Below are 16,944 nucleotides of genomic sequence, written 5' to 3'. Positions count from 1 at the left end.
CTCACTTTTGCGCCGGGGCGCTGTCGTCGGTGGATGCCTGCACCGGCGTGCCCTCGCGCAGCAGGCCGACGCCGCCGAGCAGCACCTGGGCGCCGGGCTGCAGGCCCTCGGCCACGCTGGCCCAGGGCGCGCCGTCGATCTGGCTGCGCGCGCCCAGCTGCACCGTGCGGTGCGCCACCTTGCCGTTTTCCACGGTTTGCACGTAGGGCTGGGGTTTGTCGTTGCGCACGGCGGCCACGGGCAGGGCCAGCGCCTGGGTGCTGCCGGTGGCCAGCAGCCCCTGCACGTACAGGCCCTGGCGCAGCAGGGCGCGGGCGGCGCCGGCCTGGGCGGCATCGATGGCCAGGTACACCGGCAGGGCGCGGCTGCCGGCCTGGGCGCTGGGGTTGATGCGCACCAGGGTGGCGCTCACGCGGTGCGTGCTGCCTTCGAGCTGCAGCTGCGCCTGCTGGCCCAGGCGCAGCAGGGGCGCATCGGCCGGGGCGATCAGGGCTTCGAGCTCCAGGCGCGAGAGATCGACCACCTCCAGCACCTTGGCATCGACCCCCAGGCGCTCGCCGTTTTGCGCCAGGCGCTGCGCCACCTGGCCGCTGATCGGGCTGCGCAGCACCGTGTCCTGCAGCGCTTTGCGCGCCACGTCGGCAGCGGCGTTGGCTGCTTGCCAGTTGGCCTGCGCCGCCTGCCAGTTGGCCTCGGCAGTTTGCAGTGCGGTGGACGAAATAAAGCCCTGGCTGACCAGGGCGCGGTTGTTGTCGAGCTGGCGGCGCGCAATTTCGACTTGCGCCTGCGCCGCCTCGGCCTGCTGCTGTGCCTGGCGCAGGCGGGCGGCGGATTCGGTGGCGTCGATGCGGGCGACCTCCTGGCCAGCACGCACGCTGTCGCCCTCGCGCAGCGCCAGGCCCTGCAGCTCGCCCGGCACCCGCGCCTTGATGCTGGCGCTGTGCAGCGCGCGCAGCACGCCAGATACAGGCAAATTGGCCTCTATCGCCCGTACTTCAAGCGTGAGTAGCTCTGATTTTTGTAGCATTATGGGCGTCAGGGCGCGCTCCTGGCTTAGCGCTGCCTGGGCCTGTTGCTGGACCTTGCGGGCGGAGACGGCGCGCCAGGCGCCATGGCCCAGCAGTGCGAGGACGATGGCCGCAGCCACCCAGGGAGTCCAGCGTTTCATGGTGTGCAGTAAGAAGTTGGGGCAGGAACGGGGCGTGTGCACAGCCCCAGCAGCAGGTTGTCCACCTGCACGGCGATGAACTCTTCGGGCGTGAGCCCGAGTGCGTCGGGCACGCACATGCCGATGGAGTGGCGCCAGGTCATGAGAAAAATCATGGGGGCGATCACGAGGTAGATGGCGTAGTCCAGGTCGATGGCGCGGAACTCGCCGCTGGCCATGCCGCGCTGCAGGATGTTGCGGATCAGCTCCTGGCCGACGGCGATGACTTCCTGGCGGTAAAACTGTGCCAGTTCCGGAAAATTACCGGCCTCGCTCAGAATCAGCTTGGTGATGCCCGACGCCTTGGTGGCACCAATGCGCTGCCACCAGACCGTAAAGCAGTGGCGCAGCAATTCGCACGAACTGCCGTCAAAATCGCGCATTTCCTCGCGCCACTCGTCAAACCGCCCGGCAATGTTGTGCCGCACCACGGCTTTGAAGAGTTCGAGTTTGCTCGGGAAATACAAAAACAGCGTGCCCTTGGAGACGCCGGCGCGCGCCGCCACCTCCTCCACCCGTGTGGCGGCAAAGCCTTTTTCCACGAACAGATCGAGCGCGGCGTCGAGCAGCTCGCCAGGGCGGGCGTCTTTGCGGCGGCTGCGGCGCGCACTGTCGGCCGGGGCGCCCGGTGTGGACGGGGCAGCGGGGAGGGGGGCAGGGGAGGAATTCAAAGTGCTTATTGACTAACGGGTCAGTAATGCTAGCCGGGGCTTTGCCGTGCCGTCAACGCAGAGAAGGCAAAAACGCTACGCTCAACCTTCCAGGGTATCGGGAGAGTGGCATGGAAACGGTGGTTTTAGGCGGCGGTTGTTTTTGGTGCACGCACGCCGTGTTCACCTTGGTGCGCGGTGTGCTTGCCGTCGAAAGCGGCTACGCCAACGGCAAGGGGCCGCAGCCGACGTATGAGCAGGTCTGCCAGGGTGATACCGGCTACGCCGAAGTGGTGCGTGTGCAATTCGATCCGGCCCAGGTCCGCCTGGAAGCGTTGCTGGAAGTTTTCATGGCCGCGCACGATCCAACCCAGCGCAACCGCCAGGGCCACGATGTGGGCACCCAGTACCGCAGCGGCATTTATTGCACCTCTGCCGCGCAAGAAGCCCAGGTGCGGGCCTGGGTGCAGGCGCTGCAGGCGCAGTGGCCGGCTGGCGCGCCCATCGTGACCGAGGTGGAACCGTTGCACAATTTCTGGCTGGCCGAGGACTACCACCAGGACTACTTCGAGCGCCAGCCCCACCAGCGCTACTGCGCCCTGGTGGTGCAACCCAAGCTCGCCCATGTGCAGGCGCTGTGCGCCCCGCATCTGCGGGCCACAGGCTGATTGCTGATACGCGCGCCGTTCACCGGCCATTGGCTGGTCATTTGCTGGTCACACGCCCTGGGTTATCCTCGCCGCCCGCCATGCCGTTTGCCACTGATCGCCTTGCTCACCGCCGCCAGACTCCCCGTTGGGTCTGGGCTTGGCTGTGGCTGGCGTTGCTGCTGGCACCCAGCCTGGGGCAGATGCACCGCGTACTGCACCTGCCAGGCAGCAGCGCTGCTGCGCAGCACGCTGACGGGCTGGCGGCTCTGTTTGCCGGCCACAGCCCGGCCGATTGCGAGCAGCTCGATCAGCTCACCCAGGGCCACGCGCCCCCCTGGCAGCCGCCGCCACTGCTGGCCTTGTGGCCCGGCCTTGTGCCCGTGCCGCCCCTGGCCGTACAGGCGCCGGCGGCGCCGTTCTACGCCTTCCAGGCACGCGCCCCGCCCTGGGCTTGATACTCCTTTTTTGATAGCTGCTCGCGCTTGATTGACAAGCGTTAGCCCCGTTTTTTGCCTTCAATGCCTGGCATTGCAAGGCTGCCGTGCCTGCCTGGCTGCCTGCCGGGCAGGGCGGTGTCATGGTTTGGTTTGTGATGACTGATCGCTTTTTTCCCCGCGCCGCCTGGGCGCTGTCCTTCCTGTGCCTGGCGGCGCAGGCCCAAGAATCCCAAGACACCTTGCCTGAGCTCACGGTCTCGGCCGGTGCACTGCCGCCCGAGCTGGCAGCGCCCAGCCTGATCCTGGAGGGTGAGGCCCTGCAGCGCCAGCGCGCCGCTACCCTGGGCGAGACGCTGGCGGGCGAGCCTGGCATCCACGCCAGCCCCTTTGGCGCTGGCGCCAACCGTCCGGTGCTGCGCGGCATGACGGGCGAACGCACGCCGGTGCTCAGCGATGGGGCGCCGGTGCAGGATGCTGCCAACGTCGGCCCGGATCACCGCATTACCGTCGAGCCGCTGCTGGCGAGCCAGATCGAGCTGCTGCGCGGGCCGGCGGCGTTGCTCTACGGTGGCAACCCGGCCGCCGGCGTGCTCAACGTGCAGGACGACAAGGTGCCCACCGCCTTGCCGGCGCAAGGCCACGCGGGCCGCGCCGAGCTGCTCTGGGGCAGCAACGCCGGGGAAAAAACCGGCGCCGTCGCTCTTACCGGGGGCGAGGGGGCGCTGGCCTGGCATGTCCAGGCCTTGGCCCGTGATGCGGGTGACTACGCCGTCGGCGCTGGTTGGGCTGCTGGCCGGCGCTTGCCGGGCAGTTGGGGGCGCAACGACGATGCCAGCCTCGGCCTGTCGTGGTTGCACGCCCAGGGTTACCTGGGCCTGGCGTATACGCGCCAGACGGCACGCTACGGCCTGCCGGGGCACGACCATGCGCACGAGGGTTGCCATGCCCATGGCCTGCAGCTGCACTGCGACCTGGCGCAGGGCGCTCCGGAGGCGGCGGCGCCGCCCCAGGTGGACATGCACAGCCAGCGCTGGGACCTGCGCGGTGAATGGCGCAACCCGGCCCCTGGCTGGCAGGCCCTGCGCCTGCGTGCGGGCCATACCGACTACCAGCACGATGAAGCCGAGGCGGGGCAGGTGGTGACCACCTTTCGCAACCGGGCGCAGGACTTGCGTCTGGAGCTGCAACACGCGCCGCTGGCGGGTTGGCAGGGCCTGCTGGGCATGACGCTGCTGCAGCGCGACTTCAGCGCCGAGGGCGAGGAGGCTTACGTACCCGCCAGCCGCACGCAGCGCCTGGGCCTGTTTGCCCTGGAGGAATACCGCTGGCAGCAGTGGCATTGGACGGCCGCGCTGCGCCACGAGCGCCAGCGCGTGAGCGCACCCGAGAAGGGCCTGCAGGGCTCGCACCAGGCCACGTCCCTGGCGCTGCAGGCGCGCTGGCAATGGCGCCCCGGCTACGCCGTGCAGGCCAACGCCAGCTACGCCAGCCGCCTGCCCAGCGCCGAGGAGCTGTACGCCCAGGGCCTGCACATGGCCACCAACAGCTACGAATTGGGCGACCCCGGATTGCGCCCGGAGACGACGGCGGCGCTGGAGCTGGCCCTGCGCAAAACGGCTGGCGCCACCACCTGGAGCCTGAGCGCCTACCACCACCGCGTGCACGACTACATCTACGGCCGCACGCTCGATGTGCAGCAGGGCCTGCAGCTGCTGCAATACAGCCAGCAAGACGCGCTCTTTACCGGCCTGGAGGCGCAGCTGCGCCAGCGCTTGAATGCGCATTGGGGCGTGACGGTGCTGGGCGACCTGGTGCGCGCGCGTTTTGCCGCCGGCGGCGACCTGCCGCGCATTCCTGCGGCCCGCGCCGGCTTGCGTCTGGACGCCCGCTGGCAGGGCTGGCAAGGCGAGGCTGAATGGCTGCAGGTGGCGCGCCAGAACCGCGTGGCAGCGCTGGAGACGTCCACCCCCGGCTACGGCATGTTGAACCTGGGCCTGAGCTACCGCAGCGGCCCCTGGCAGCTGTACGCCAAGGGGCAGAACCTGACGAACCGCCTGGCCTGGGCGCACACCTCGTTCATCAAGGAGGCTGCGCCGCTGGCCGGGCGCAACCTGGTGCTTGGGATGCGCGTGGATTTTTAATCTGCGTCAGCAGACGGCGCTCAGACTCTGGACGATGTCGCGCTCGCGCAGCGTCAGGGCGGCATAGCCCAGGGTCAGCAGCCGCTGTACGGCGGCATGGATTTCGGCGTCGCTAAAAAGCATGGCTGTCTCCCGCGCTCCACTGTGGGCGCGGGGTCAGCATAGAGGGGCTGGTCGGCGGTAAAAGCGCAATCAAAGCGGCAAAGAACCCCGTTTTTCAAGGCGCGAGGCGCTCGCGCCGCCAGCTCTCGCCCTCGCGGCGGTATTGCAGCCGGTCGTGCAGGCGGCTCTTGCGGCCTTGCCAAAATTCCCAGCGCTCGGGTACCAGGCGATAGCCGCCCCAGTGCGGCGGGCGCGGGGGCTGCAGCAAAAACTGCGCGCCGTACTTGGCGGCATTGGCCACCAGCAGGCTGCGCCCGGGGATGACCTGGCTTTGTGGGCTGGCCCAGGCGCCGATGCGCGAATCGAGCGGACGGCTGGCAAAGTAGGCATCGCTCTCGGCGGCGCTCACCGGCTGCACCTGGCCCTCGATGCGCACCACGCGTTCGAGCTCGATCCAGTGAAACTGCAGTGCGGCAAAAGGGTTGCCGGCGAGTTCGCGCCCCTTGCGGCTATCGTAGTTGGTGTACCAGACGATGCCCTGCGCGTCGTAGCCCTTGATGAGCACGATGCGCGTGCTCGGGCGCAGGTCGGGGCCGACGGTGGCGACCGTCATGGCGTTGGGCTCGGGCACCTGGGCGCTCAGGGCCTGCTGGAACCATTGGTCAAACTGCTGCAGCGGATCGGCCAGGGAGGCGTCTTCGCTCAGCTCGGCGCGCTCGTAGCTCTTGCGCAGGTCGGCGATGGAGGAGGGCGTGGCATTCATGCGCGCATTGTGCCGCGCCCTATCCTCGGGAAAAGCCGGACACAAAAAAACCGCGCTGCACGAGGAAGTGCAGCGCGGCAGACGCAGAGGAGGGAGGCTGGGCCGGGGGTTATTTCTTCACGGCTTCGAGCGAGACGGTGATGGTCACGTCGTCGCCCACGTTCGGGGCGTATTTGCCGGCGTTGAATTCGCTGCGCTTGATGGTGGTGCTGGCGTTGGCGCCGATGGCATCCTTCTTGAGCATGGGATGCGGCTTGGCGACGAAGTGCGTCACTTTCAGCGTCACAGGCTTGGTCACGCCCTTGATGGTCAGGTTGCCGTCGATGCTGACGGGCTTGTCACCCTCGAAGGTGACGTGGGTGGACTTGAACGTGGCCGTGGGGTACTTGGCGGTGTCGAGGAAGTCTTCGCCCTGGATGTGGCCGTTGAAGACGTCAAAGCCGGTATCGACCGTGGTCATGTCGATGGTCACATCGACGGCGCCGGTCTTGGCTTCCTTGTCCAGCGTCACGGTGCCGGTGGTCTTGTCGAACTTGGAGATTTGCTGCGACAGGCCAAAGTGGCTGTACGAGAAGCTGGGGAAGCTGTGCGTGCTGTCCACGGCGTAGGTCTCAGGGGCGGCCAGGGCCGGGGCGGCGCAGGCGGCGGTCAACAGGGCGGCGGCGGTGATTTTGGCAAAGCGGTGCATAAGGTCTCCAGAAAATGAAGCGGTCAGAGAAAAGGAAAGGGAAAAAGTTCAGGGCGTATCAAGGCGCAGTGGCAGCAATGCGGAAATGCACCACGACATCGTTGGCAACCACGTCAAATGCCTTCCAGGCGCCTTCGCCAATCGAGAAATCGCCGCGTTTGATGGTGAATTGGCCGTCAAACTGGCCGTTTTTGCCCTGGCTGGTGAAAGTTGCGGGCACGACCACGTCGCGGCTCATGCCCTTGATGGTGAGCTTGCCCGCCACCTCGTAGCGCGCTCCACCCAGGGCCTTGACGCTGCTGGATTCGAAGCGTGCCTTGGGGAAGGCGCTGGTGTTGAACCAGGTCTTGGTGGCCAGCTCGTCGTCGCCCTCGCTGCTGCCGGTATCGACGCTGCCAAGTTCCACTTCGAGGCTGGCCTTGGCGGCAGCGGGGGCGGCAGGGTCAAAGCGCAGCTGGCCGCTGAACTTCTTGAAGCTGCCCTGCATGGCCACGCCCATTTGCTGGTAGTCAAAGCGCACCTGGCTTTTCGCCGGGTTGAACTGCTGGTATTCGGCGGCCTGGGCCGCCGTGGCCAGGAGCAGGGCGGGCAGCAGGGCCCAGGGTGTGATGGGGTTCATGGTGGTCGTTTCCCTTTACAGCATTCGACGCAGCACGTCGTCCTTGTTAATGAAATGGTGCTTGAGCGCCGCACCCACATGGCCGAGCAGCACGGCAATCAAACCCATGTTGAGCGCCCAGTGCAGGGTTTGCAGCAGCTTGCCCAGCTCTTTGTCTTTACCAACCAAGTCCGGCAGCGGCAGCACGCCAAACCAGACGGTGGGGATGCCCTTGGCCGAACCCATCAGCCAGCCCGACAGCGGGATGGCCAGCATCAGCAGATACAGCAGGCCATGGCCCGCGTGCGCCGCCAGGCGCTCCAGGGGCGTCATGTGGCCGGGCAGGGCAGGGGGGCGGTGCGTGGTGCGCCAAACCAGGCGCAGCAGCACCAGCAGCCACAGGCTGACGCCAGCCCATTTGTGCCAGGAGTACAGCTGCAGCTTGTACGGCGACAACGGCAGGCCCGCCATATAAAAGCCCAGCCCCAGCAGCGCAAAAATCAAAAAGGCCATGCCCCAGTGCAAGGCTTTGGCGGTGGTGGTGTAGTGCATGGGGCCGGACTGTACGCAAACTTGTTGTTGTGAAATAGGGGACACTTGCGAAATCTTTATTGCTGATTTGGCAACAATGTGGGGTGTTTGGGAGCTTGTATGAACCGTCTTGATGCCATGAACCTGTTTGTGCGTGTGGCCGACCTGGGCAGCTTTGCAGCGGCGGCCCAGCAACTGGGTGTGGCGCGCTCGGTGGTCACGCGCCAGATTGCGGCGCTGGAGGAGTACCTGGGCGTCAAGCTCATCGTCCGCACCACGCGCAAGCTGACACTGACCAGCCCTGGTGTGCACTACCTGGCCCAGTGCCGCACCATCTTGCAGCAGATAGAGAGTGCCGAGGCCGACGTGATGCAGGCGCGCAATACCCCACGTGGTCATTTGCGCGTGGGCCTGCCGCTGAGCTTTGGCTTGAAACGTATCGCGCCGTTGCTGCCGCAGTTTTTAGAAAAATATCCGGAAATTACCCTCAGCCTTGAATTTACCGATCGGCACATGGATTTGATTGACGAGGGCATGGACGTGAGCATACGCATTGCCACAGCACTCGATCCAGGTCATATTGCACGCAAGCTCGGTGAGATTCGGTTGATAACTGTCGCAGCTCCCCATTATTTACAACGCCAAGGCCGGCCCTTGCAGCCAGCAGATTTATTGCAGCACGATTGCCTGGGGTATTCCGTCAAGGCGCTGAATGCGCCACTGGTGTTTTTTGTTGACGGTAAACATTATCCGGTGAATGTGCCTTACCGCCTGCAGGCGAATAATGGAGATGCACTGGCAGAGGCTGCTGCCCAAGGCATGGGAGTCACGGTGCAGCCGGATTTTATCGTCAATACCTATCTGACAGAAGGCACCCTGGAGGTTGTTTTGGCGGAATTTTCCCTGCCCCCGATTGGCATTTATGCGATTTTACCCAGCAACCGTTTAATGGCCCAAGGGGTGCGTGTGTTGATGGATTTTTTGGCGCAACAATTGGGCACAGAAGAATAAAACGGCTCAAGGGCATTCCTGCCCGCTGGGCCACTGCACGCACATGGCGCCCAAAATCTCCTGCCCCTGCATGGCGTAACGGTTGAAGGCGGAGGTGCTGTGGCCTTGGGCATCGCTGGCGGTGACGCGCAGCAGGTATTCGCCCGCTGGCAGACCTTCAAGGCGCCATTGGGTGCTGCGCAAACCGCCTTCCTGGCGCACCAGGGTTGCGTTGTCGAATGCCTGGCTGGGGTTGCCCGGTTTGCGGGCTACTTCCACCCGGTACGTCATGGGTTTTCCTTGGGGGTGAAACGGTGTGGGCCAGCCCCAGTCGAGCTGCAGCGCATTGCCTTGGGCGCTGGCTGCTATCCAATAGGGCAGGGGTGCTTGCAGGCTTTGCAAAAAGGTTTGGTGGTTGTGTTCAATGACTTGCAGCAGGCGCTGGTATTCGGTTGCCCAGGCCTGGGCATTGCCCTGGGGCTGGGATGGCAGATTGGTCAGATCCGGGGCCTGGGTGATGAGGGGCTCGACCGTAGGTCGGTACTGGTTGAGCAGGGCTTGCACACGGGCATCGGTGAAGTATTTTTGTCGCAGTTCAGCCACGGCAGCCGTTAACAGCGTGATATTCCCTGGCTGCTGCATAAAGCGCCGGTGCAAAGCATTGGCCCACCAGGTGCCAATGCCGTAAGTCCACTCTGGGTGCGCTTCTGCGCCGGGCTGTTGTGGGTAACCCAGGGCGCCGTCGTAATCCCAGGGTAGGAAATAAAATTTCTCAGTACCCAGGGGTTGGTAGAGACCAAAATTTTGGGTCTGGGTATCATAATTACCCAGCAAAATCGCTGTACCCAACCAGGTAAGGTAATTATTTCGATTGAAATGTTGGTTGAATACAGTATTGAAATCTTTGTTTTCGTTGTTGATATCTTTGATGGTTTGAATGATCGCCTGGTGTTGCTTGCTGTCTGCCTCAATGGAGAGGGATTTTTCAAAATCAGGGCCGGCGCTGCCGTCTGGTTTGGTGGTTAATTGATTTAAATCGTCGGTGCTGAAGCTGAAGTTTTCGGCTTTGTAAACGTTGGAGCCCGCAACCCAGCCGCGCCGGGCGAGGTAGCTTTTCCCCATTTTTTCGACATGGGTGAAAAGCCCCATGTCACGCACCGTGCCGTTGCTGTCGTCGTACTGCAGCTGCACGAATTGGGTGCGCAGACTGGGGTGGTGGGGCACCTCGCGCATCAGATCGAAAGCGAGCTTGTTGCGCACCCGGGTCAAATCCCAGGGGTGTTTGTTGAGCTGAAAAGTATCTTCGCCAAACCAGGGCGTGCCGCTGTCGTACTTGATGCGATAGGACTTTTGTTCTGCCAGGCGGCTGCTGCTGCCGCGCTGGCGCAGTTTGGCGCTGGCTGCAGGCAGCGCGTCGCCGCTGAGCTGGAGCTTGATCTCTGGCTCGCAAGCGTCGTTTTTGCTCTCGTCGAGATTGACGGTATCGAGCGTGACCAGGCCGTTGGGGTAGGTCGCGCCAGGGGGGCTGTTTTGCGGGCTGCAGCGCTTGTCGGCATCGAGGTAGTTGCCAGGGCCCGCTACCGGGGTGTTGACGTAGCGGGCGCTCAGGCGTAGCAAGGCGTTGGGATAGGGATAGATGCTGCTTGTTGCCGCCGGCAGATCGTCGGCGCGCGGCGCAAAAGGTGGGCCGGAATCTACTGTGGGGGGGATGTTGGGCGTACCAGGGGTACTGGGAGGAAACGGGTTGGTCACCCCACCGCCACAGGCGTTGAGCAAAAGGCAGAGCGCAAGGCTGGTGGGCCATTGTGGGCGCTGGGGCATGGTTTCTCCCTGTGCGGCGCTGCAGCCGCTTTGGTGTTAAGCGCTGCGCAGTGGATCGCTGCTGGCAGTGCCGTGGCTGCGGCTGTTCATTTGGATGAGCTCGATCTTGTAGCCGTCCGGATCGGTGACAAAGGCAATCACCGTGCTGCCGCCTTTGACGGGCCCGGCCTCACGCGTCACGTTGCCACCGGCGGCCTTGATTTTTTCGCAGGCGGCGTAGGCATCGGGCACACCCAGGGCGATGTGACCGTAGGCGGTGCCCAGCTCGTACTGCTCGGTATCCCAGTTGTGCGTCAATTCAATTTCAGCCTGCTGCGGGTTGCCGCCATCGAAACCAAGGAATGCCAGGGTGTAGCGGTACTCGGGGTTTTCAGAGCGGCGCAGCAGTTGCATACCCAGCACCTGGGTGTAGAAGTCGATCGAGCGCTGGAGGTTGCCAACGCGCAGCATGGTGTGAAGGAATTGCATGGGCCGATTATCTCTGCCCAAGCCAACCGGGGCCTGACTTGCTAAATTAATACGATGTGTATTATGTTAATCAAAAGAGCCACCCTATACCACCTAAGCGCTCCGCCTACTGTCGCCAACAAACACGTTTCTATTGGCCCAAGGTGCTGATCAAACCCAGCTCTCACCAATCGTCTCCGCCTGTTGCAGCACCAGCTCCACGGCGGTTTCCTGCTGGTCTGGTGGGTACTTGTACTTGCGCAGAATGCGTTTGACCATCAGCCGTAGCGTGGCGCGCACGCTCTCGCGCTGGGCCCAGTCCACCGTGATGTTCTTCTTGAGGTTCTCGGTCAGTTCGTGGGCAATTTTCTTCAGGGTTTCATCGGCCAGCTCCTTGACGGCCGACGCGTTGTTGACCAGCGCGTCGTAAAAGCGCACTTCGTCGTCGGACAGGCCCAACTGCTCTCCTCTGCTCGCCGCGTCCTTGAACTTCTTGGCCATGTCCACCAGCTCTTCCATGACCTGCGCGGTTTCAATGCTGCGGTTCTGGTAGCGGGTAATCACGTTGCTGAGCAGGTCGCTGAACTTCTTTTGCTGCACCAGGTTGGTGGCGAATTTGCTTTTGATTTCGCCTTCCAGCAGGCGCTCCAGCAGTTCCACCGCCAGGTTGCGTTCGGGCAGATTTTTCACCTGGGCCAGGAACTCATCGTCCAGCAGGCCGATGTTGGGCTTGTCCAGGCCCACGGCGTCGAAGATGTCCACCACCGATTCGCTGACCACCGCCTGGCCGATGATTTGGCGGATCGCCGCCTCGCGTTGCGTGTCGGTTTTCTTTTGCGCCGAAATGTCGCGCTTGGTCAGGATGACCTTGACGGCCTGCATGAAAGCGACCTCCTCGCGCACGGCCTTGGCTTCATCCAGGGTGCAGCACAGGCTGAAGGCCCGGCCCATGGCCAATGCAGCGTCGGCGAAGCGTTTCTTGCCGTCGCGCACCGGCTTGCCATTCTTGTCCTTGGTGTCGGACGGCAGGCCCAGCACATGGTTGGCGGCGCCTGCCAGGGTTTTGTGGCCGCCGGTCTTGAAGGCGCTGTAGGAAAAACCATGCAGCATGGCGCGCAGCACGTCGAGCTTTTCCAGCAGCAGTGCCAGCGCCTCGTGCGCATCCACCGTCGGCCTGCCCCGGCCCTTGCTGGCGGTGTATTCCTTCATCGCGGCCTTCAACTCGTTGCCGATACCGATGTAGTCCACCACCAGGCCGCCCTGCTTGTCCCTGAATACGCGGTTGACGCGGGCGATGGCCTGCATCAGGTTGTGGCCCTTCATGGGTTTATCGACGTACATGGTGTGCACACAGGGCGCGTCAAAGCCCGTGAGCCACATGTCGCGCACGATGACGAGCTTGAGCAGGTCGGCGGGGTCCTTGAAGCGCTTTTCCAGGCGCTTTTTGACCTGGGCACTATAGATATGCGAGCGCAGCAGCGCCTTGTCGCTGGCGCTGCCGGTCATCACAACCTTGATGGCACCCTGCTCCGGGTCGTCGCTGTGCCAGTCGGGGCGCAGGCGCACGATTTCGTCGTACAGGTGCACGCAAATGTCACGGCTCATGGTCACCACCATGGCCTTGCCGTCCTGGGCCTGGTTGCGCTCCTCAAAGTGCGCCACCAGGTCGGCGGCCACGCTGGCCACGCGCGGCTGCGCACCCACCACCTGCTCCAGCGCGGCCCAGCGGCTTTTCAGGCGTGCCTGGGCGCCCTCTTCCTCATCCTCGGTGAGTTCATCGACCTCCTCGTCGAGCAGCGACAGATCCGCTTCCTTCAGCTTGAGCTTGGCCAGGCGGCTCTCGTAGTAGATGGCCACTGTCGCGCCATCCTCCTTGGCCTGCTGCATGTCATAGACATGGATGTAGTCGCCAAACACAGCCCGCGTGTCACGGTCGGCGCTGGACACTGGCGTGCCGGTGAAGGCCACGAACGTGGCGTGCGGCAGCGCGTCGCGCAGGTGCTGGGCGTAGCCCACCTGGTAGCGGGCGATGTAGGCCGGTGGTTCAAACTGGGCCGTGGGTGCACGGCGCTCACCATCACCCGTCACTACTAAATTGATAGCTTCTTGCGCTTGCCCAGCAAGCGCTGCAGCCGGTTTTTGTTCTGAAACCAGTTTGCGCGTTTTCAGCTTCGCCTCAAAGCCATACTGCGTGCGGTGCGCCTCGTCGGCGATGACGACGATGTTGCGCCGCTCGGACAGCAGCGGGAACACATCCTCGTCTTCCCCCAGCATGAACTTCTGGATGGTGGCAAACACGATGCCGCCCGAGGGCCGGTTGGCCAGCAGTTGGCGCAGCTCCTGGCGCGTGCGCGCCGGCACCGGGGTCTCGCGCAGCAGGTCTTGTGCCAGGCCGAACACGCCCAGCAGCTGGCCGTCGAGGTCGTTGCGGTCGGTGATGACGACGATGGTGGGGTTCTGCATCGCCGGCTCTTGCATCACGCGCGCGGCAAAACAGGTCATGGTGATGCTCTTGCCGCTGCCCTGCGTGTGCCACACCACCCCACCCTTGCCCTGCAGCGGTGCCGGGCTGTCGGCGCGCGATGCGGCCATCACCTGCTGCACCGCAGCGCGCACGGCATGGAACTGGTGGTAGCCGGCAATCTTCTTGACGAGCTGGCCGTCGTCCTCGAACAGCACAAAAAAGCGCAGGTACTCCAGCAGCATGGCGGGGGCCAGCGCCCCACGCACCAGCGTCTGCAGTTCGTTGAACTCGCCCAGCGGGTCCAGCGCCACGCCGTCAATCGTGCGCCACTGCTGAAAGCGCTCGGCATTGGCCGAGAGGCTGCCCATGCGCGCCTCACTGCCGTCCGAGACCACCAGCACCGCGTTGTACTGGAACACGTCCGGGATTTGCGCCTTGTAGGTCTGGATTTGCTCGTAAGCCTTCCAGATGTCTGCCGCCTCATCCGTGGGGTTTTTCAGCTCGATCAGCACCAGCGGCAGGCCGTTGACGAACAGGATGATGTCCGGCCTGCGCGTGTGGTGCGCGCCCTTGATGGTGAACTGGTTCACCGCCAGCCAGTCGTTGCGCGCCACGTCGCCCCAGTCGAGCAGGCGCACAAAGTCGCCCACTGTCTCGTCGCCCTGCTGGTACTGCACCGGCACGCCCCCCACCAGCAGCCGGTGAAACACCCGGTTGGCCGCCAGCTGCGCCGGCACGCCCAGCTCCAGCACGCGCTGCAGCGCGTCCTCGCGCGCGGCCTGCGGCACCTGGGGGTTGAGCCGTGCCAGCGCCTGGCGCAGGCGGCCCGCCAGCACCACCTGGCGGTAGTGGTTGCGCTCGGCACCTGCGCTGTCGGGGGCCATGTCGGGGCCAAAGCGCACCGCATAGCCAATGTCTGCAAGCCAGGAGAGGGTTTCTTGTTCGAGCTGGTCTTCGGTCATGGGTTGCTATTGAAGCAGAGCGGCATGGCTACGAATTTGGTTGCGCTGGCCCGCGCCGCTGCTCCCGCAGCATGAACAGGTACAGCCCCTCTACCTTTTCGCGCGCCCAGGGCGTCTTGCGCAGGAACTTCAGGCTGGACGACACGCTGGGCTCGCTGGTGAAGCAGCGCACCGGAATGCGCCTGCCCAGCTCCTCCCAGCCATAGTGCGCCGCCAGCGCCGTGACGATGGCCTCCAGGGTGAGGCCATGCAGGGGGTTGCGTGGTTGGGCGGGTGGGGTCGGTGAGGTCATGGCGTGGCCATTTCAAAGGAGGTCGCTTCGGGCAGGCGCAGCTGGCCGGAGATCAGGCGGGGGAGCAAGGTGTCGCGGAGGGTGGCGAGGGTTTGGGTTTGGTGAGCGTTGTGAGCCCGGCGCGCTTCAAGTCCTGAGACGATTTCTTCAAACGCCATGACCACTTCACGAGATGGCAGCACAACGGGAACAGACCCAAGAATGCCTGTATTGAGGTTCGGCATGGTTGCTCCAACGGCGTGTTGCACGAGCCAAAGCCGGGACTGTGGCGAGTCCAGCAGTAAAGACAAAAAGTTCGATGAGGGCCATTTCGGCCCCGGTCTTACCAGCAAACAACCTGTTCCACAAAGCCATCCACGCTCGGTTTCAGAGATGAGCGCGTGCCTTTCAACATCGCCGCGCCGACTGAACACCACGTCCCCCGGGGCAATCTTGTGACGAGCCAAGCGATCTGCATCGCTGGGTGATACCCGCGCAATTGAATCGGTCAGAACACGCCGCAAGCTGATGTCCTTGGGCATAACAACCGGGATGCCTACCTCGACATAGTCGGATGCATGAAGCTGGCTTCCGAAAGGCCCGGTTTGAATGTTTCCCCCGGTTTGCGAGGTGAGGTCGGCCAAGTTGGTGGCTTGCCACCCCCTCGGCACTTCCCCCAACTCCGACGCTTCAAACCCATCGGGAAACAGCGCTGCGGTGGCCGCGTCCATGCCTTCGGGGGTGCGACCTTCCATCTTGGCGCGCACGGGGTCGAAATCGACGAACCAGGATTTGAATAAAGCCTGGGCGATGGCTTCGAGGGTGGCGTTGGTTTCGCGCAGGAGGGTGATGCGGTCGTCGAGAGCACCCAAAAATGCCGCAATATTTTTCTGATCCGCAGCCGGAGGCAGGGTAACCAGCGCTTCATGCAGGTGATTGCGGTTTATCCCTGGAACCGCAGCCTTGTCGGAGTAGGCGAAAAAATCGATTGTTTTCAGGAAGTAATGGATGAATTTTGGCTCATTCCCTTTGAAATCACGAACGTAAAGCGTCGTGTTGAGTGGCCAAAAATCTTCTTCGACGTAGAAAACCTGTCCGATGGTGCCGTATCGACCGGTCACTACACCGGGGCCTTTCACCATTGCCACACTGTGACGGTCACTGACCCCTGACGACGAGACAAGCGGCACCATTCCAGGTTCGCGCTTGGCCTGAGGAAGATCGTACCCACGCTTGAGTTCGAGGAAATCACCGAGTTTTCCGGTTGACCACGCAGCCCCGTAGGTCGGGTTAGCGCAGCGTAACCCGACATCTCCTGCGCCAACATCCTGTCGGGTTACGCCCTGCGGGCTAACCCAACCTACGGGGGCGGCGGGGGGTGCGCCGTCTTTTTGCGCCTGCTGCACCACCACCCTATTGCTTTCAATGATCTTGCGAAACGCCTCGCTGGTCGTGGCCCAGTCCACCACGTCCACGCGCCAGGGCAGGTCGGATTCTTCAAAGGCCAGGCTCAGTGCCGTGCTGACGGCCAGCGACAAGGGCTGGCGGGTGATGACCGCCAGGTCCAGGTCGGAGCAGGGTTTGGCCGTCCACTTGGCACGCGAGCCAAACGCCCACACCTCGTACTGCGGCACGTGGGTCTGCAGGATGCTGCGCACGGTGTCCCACAGGTCGGGACGTACGTCGATCAGGGGGCGCTCATCCATTGCGTTTTTCCAGCTGGGCCAGCAGGTCACGGGCGTCGGCGATGAACAACAGCGTGCCTTGGTACACCTGCTGGGCCTTTTCGTGGTCGTAGGTGTGGGCGGTGATGTTGCGCATCTTGCGGTAGCCAAACCATGCCTCTACATCGGCAATCAGGCCTTTTTCGCCGGCCATGCGCAGCACATCGCGGAAGCTGCTCGCGTCCACATCAGCGGGGCTGGCGGCTTCGGCTTCCATTTGACGGCGCAGCATCTTGAAGCCGATTTCGTACACGAACTCGAAGTTTTGGATGACACCGGCGATCAGGGTGTTTTGCACCTTGTCCGATTGTTGGTTGAACCAGAGGGCGTCACAAACCACGTCCAGCCCATCCTCCAGTGATGCCAGCGCGCGGCGCAGCGGTTCCAGTTCCAGTTTCGCTTCATCGTTCATGGCGTTTGCCTTTCGCAGCGGTTCGCTGCTTCAAAGCTCCGTAGGTCGGGTTAGCGCAGCGTAACCCGACATCTCCCATATCTTCC

General features: G+C 63.6%; 16 protein-coding genes. 4 read left to right on the top strand and 12 right to left on the bottom strand.

Annotated features, from left to right (window positions below; genetic code table 11):
• Position 1: 1 nt before the first annotated feature.
• Positions 2 to 1,168 (bottom strand): efflux RND transporter periplasmic adaptor subunit, encoded by a 1,167-nt coding sequence (locus G7045_RS06575; protein ID WP_166158897.1) that lies wholly within the window; start codon positions 1,166 to 1,168, stop codon positions 2 to 4.
• The gene (locus G7045_RS06570; RefSeq protein ID WP_166158896.1) at positions 1,165 to 1,878 is read right to left on the bottom strand and encodes a TetR/AcrR family transcriptional regulator; all 714 of its coding nucleotides are present in this window, start codon (positions 1,876 to 1,878) and stop codon (positions 1,165 to 1,167) included. The genes G7045_RS06575 and G7045_RS06570 overlap by 4 nt, the downstream gene beginning before the upstream one ends.
• 110 nt (positions 1,879 to 1,988) lie before the next feature.
• Between G7045_RS06570 and msrA the strand changes: the two genes are divergently transcribed.
• The 3 genes from msrA (at position 1,989) to G7045_RS06555 (ending at position 5,085) form a co-directional block, all read left to right on the top strand.
• On the top strand, positions 1,989 to 2,525 hold the full coding sequence (msrA, locus tag G7045_RS06565; protein ID WP_166158895.1) for a peptide-methionine (S)-S-oxide reductase MsrA: 537 nt from the start codon (positions 1,989 to 1,991) through the stop codon (positions 2,523 to 2,525).
• Between the two features lie 80 nt (positions 2,526 to 2,605).
• On the top strand, positions 2,606 to 2,962 hold the full coding sequence (locus G7045_RS06560) for a hypothetical protein (protein ID WP_166158894.1): 357 nt from the start codon (positions 2,606 to 2,608) through the stop codon (positions 2,960 to 2,962).
• A gap of 137 nt (positions 2,963 to 3,099) precedes the next feature.
• The gene (locus tag G7045_RS06555; RefSeq protein ID WP_166158893.1) at positions 3,100 to 5,085 is read left to right on the top strand and encodes a TonB-dependent receptor domain-containing protein; all 1,986 of its coding nucleotides are present in this window, start codon (positions 3,100 to 3,102) and stop codon (positions 5,083 to 5,085) included.
• 217 nt (positions 5,086 to 5,302) lie between these two features.
• On the opposite strand, the gene pdxH is transcribed toward G7045_RS06555, so the two are convergent.
• The 4 genes from pdxH to G7045_RS06535 all read right to left on the bottom strand — a co-directional run bounded on the left by pdxH (position 5,303) and on the right by G7045_RS06535 (position 7,788).
• The gene (gene pdxH, locus G7045_RS06550) at positions 5,303 to 5,950 is read right to left on the bottom strand and encodes a pyridoxamine 5'-phosphate oxidase (protein ID WP_166158892.1); all 648 of its coding nucleotides are present in this window, start codon (positions 5,948 to 5,950) and stop codon (positions 5,303 to 5,305) included.
• Between the two features lie 109 nt (positions 5,951 to 6,059).
• On the bottom strand, positions 6,060 to 6,638 hold the full coding sequence (locus G7045_RS06545; protein ID WP_166158891.1) for a YceI family protein: 579 nt from the start codon (positions 6,636 to 6,638) through the stop codon (positions 6,060 to 6,062).
• Positions 6,639 to 6,696: 58 nt separating this feature from the next.
• Positions 6,697 to 7,257 carry a YceI family protein gene (locus G7045_RS06540; RefSeq protein ID WP_166158890.1) on the bottom strand — a complete coding sequence of 187 codons (561 nt, stop codon included), beginning with the start codon at positions 7,255 to 7,257 and terminating at the stop codon, positions 6,697 to 6,699.
• Positions 7,258 to 7,272: 15 nt separating this feature from the next.
• Positions 7,273 to 7,788 (bottom strand): cytochrome b, encoded by a 516-nt coding sequence (locus G7045_RS06535; protein ID WP_166158889.1) that lies wholly within the window; start codon positions 7,786 to 7,788, stop codon positions 7,273 to 7,275.
• A gap of 99 nt (positions 7,789 to 7,887) precedes the next feature.
• Between G7045_RS06535 and G7045_RS06530 the strand changes: the two genes are divergently transcribed.
• Positions 7,888 to 8,778, top strand: a complete 891-nt coding sequence (locus G7045_RS06530; RefSeq protein ID WP_166158888.1) for a LysR family transcriptional regulator — start codon at positions 7,888 to 7,890, stop codon at positions 8,776 to 8,778.
• A 6-nt stretch (positions 8,779 to 8,784) separates the two neighbouring features.
• Here G7045_RS06530 and G7045_RS06525 read toward each other — a convergent pair whose 3' ends face one another.
• From G7045_RS06525 to G7045_RS06500, 6 genes are all read right to left on the bottom strand, one after another.
• On the bottom strand, positions 8,785 to 10,578 hold the full coding sequence (locus tag G7045_RS06525) for a CotH kinase family protein (protein ID WP_166158887.1): 1,794 nt from the start codon (positions 10,576 to 10,578) through the stop codon (positions 8,785 to 8,787).
• Between the two features lie 36 nt (positions 10,579 to 10,614).
• Positions 10,615 to 11,046 (bottom strand): lactoylglutathione lyase, encoded by a 432-nt coding sequence (gloA, locus tag G7045_RS06520; RefSeq protein ID WP_166158886.1) that lies wholly within the window; start codon positions 11,044 to 11,046, stop codon positions 10,615 to 10,617.
• Between the two features lie 150 nt (positions 11,047 to 11,196).
• Complete coding sequence (locus G7045_RS06515; RefSeq protein ID WP_166158885.1) at positions 11,197 to 14,451, bottom strand: type I restriction endonuclease subunit R; 3,255 nt, start codon at positions 14,449 to 14,451, stop codon at positions 11,197 to 11,199.
• A gap of 28 nt (positions 14,452 to 14,479) precedes the next feature.
• A complete protein-coding gene (locus G7045_RS06510) occupies positions 14,480 to 14,743 on the bottom strand; it encodes a VF530 family DNA-binding protein (RefSeq protein ID WP_166158884.1) in 264 nt (87 codons plus the stop codon).
• Complete coding sequence (locus G7045_RS06505) at positions 14,740 to 16,428, bottom strand: restriction endonuclease subunit S (protein WP_240919290.1); 1,689 nt, start codon at positions 16,426 to 16,428, stop codon at positions 14,740 to 14,742. The genes G7045_RS06510 and G7045_RS06505 overlap by 4 nt, the downstream gene beginning before the upstream one ends.
• Positions 16,421 to 16,858, bottom strand: coding sequence for a nucleotidyltransferase substrate binding protein (locus tag G7045_RS06500; RefSeq protein WP_166158882.1), 438 nt, complete (start codon positions 16,856 to 16,858; stop codon positions 16,421 to 16,423). The genes G7045_RS06505 and G7045_RS06500 overlap by 8 nt, the downstream gene beginning before the upstream one ends.
• Positions 16,859 to 16,944 lie beyond the last annotated feature (86 nt).

The organism is Acidovorax sp. HDW3 (assembly GCF_011303755.1).
GTDB lineage: Bacteria > Pseudomonadota > Gammaproteobacteria > Burkholderiales > Burkholderiaceae_C > Paenacidovorax.
Note: the sequence above shows the minus strand (reverse complement) of the source record. Positions and strands in the feature narration are given on the sequence as shown.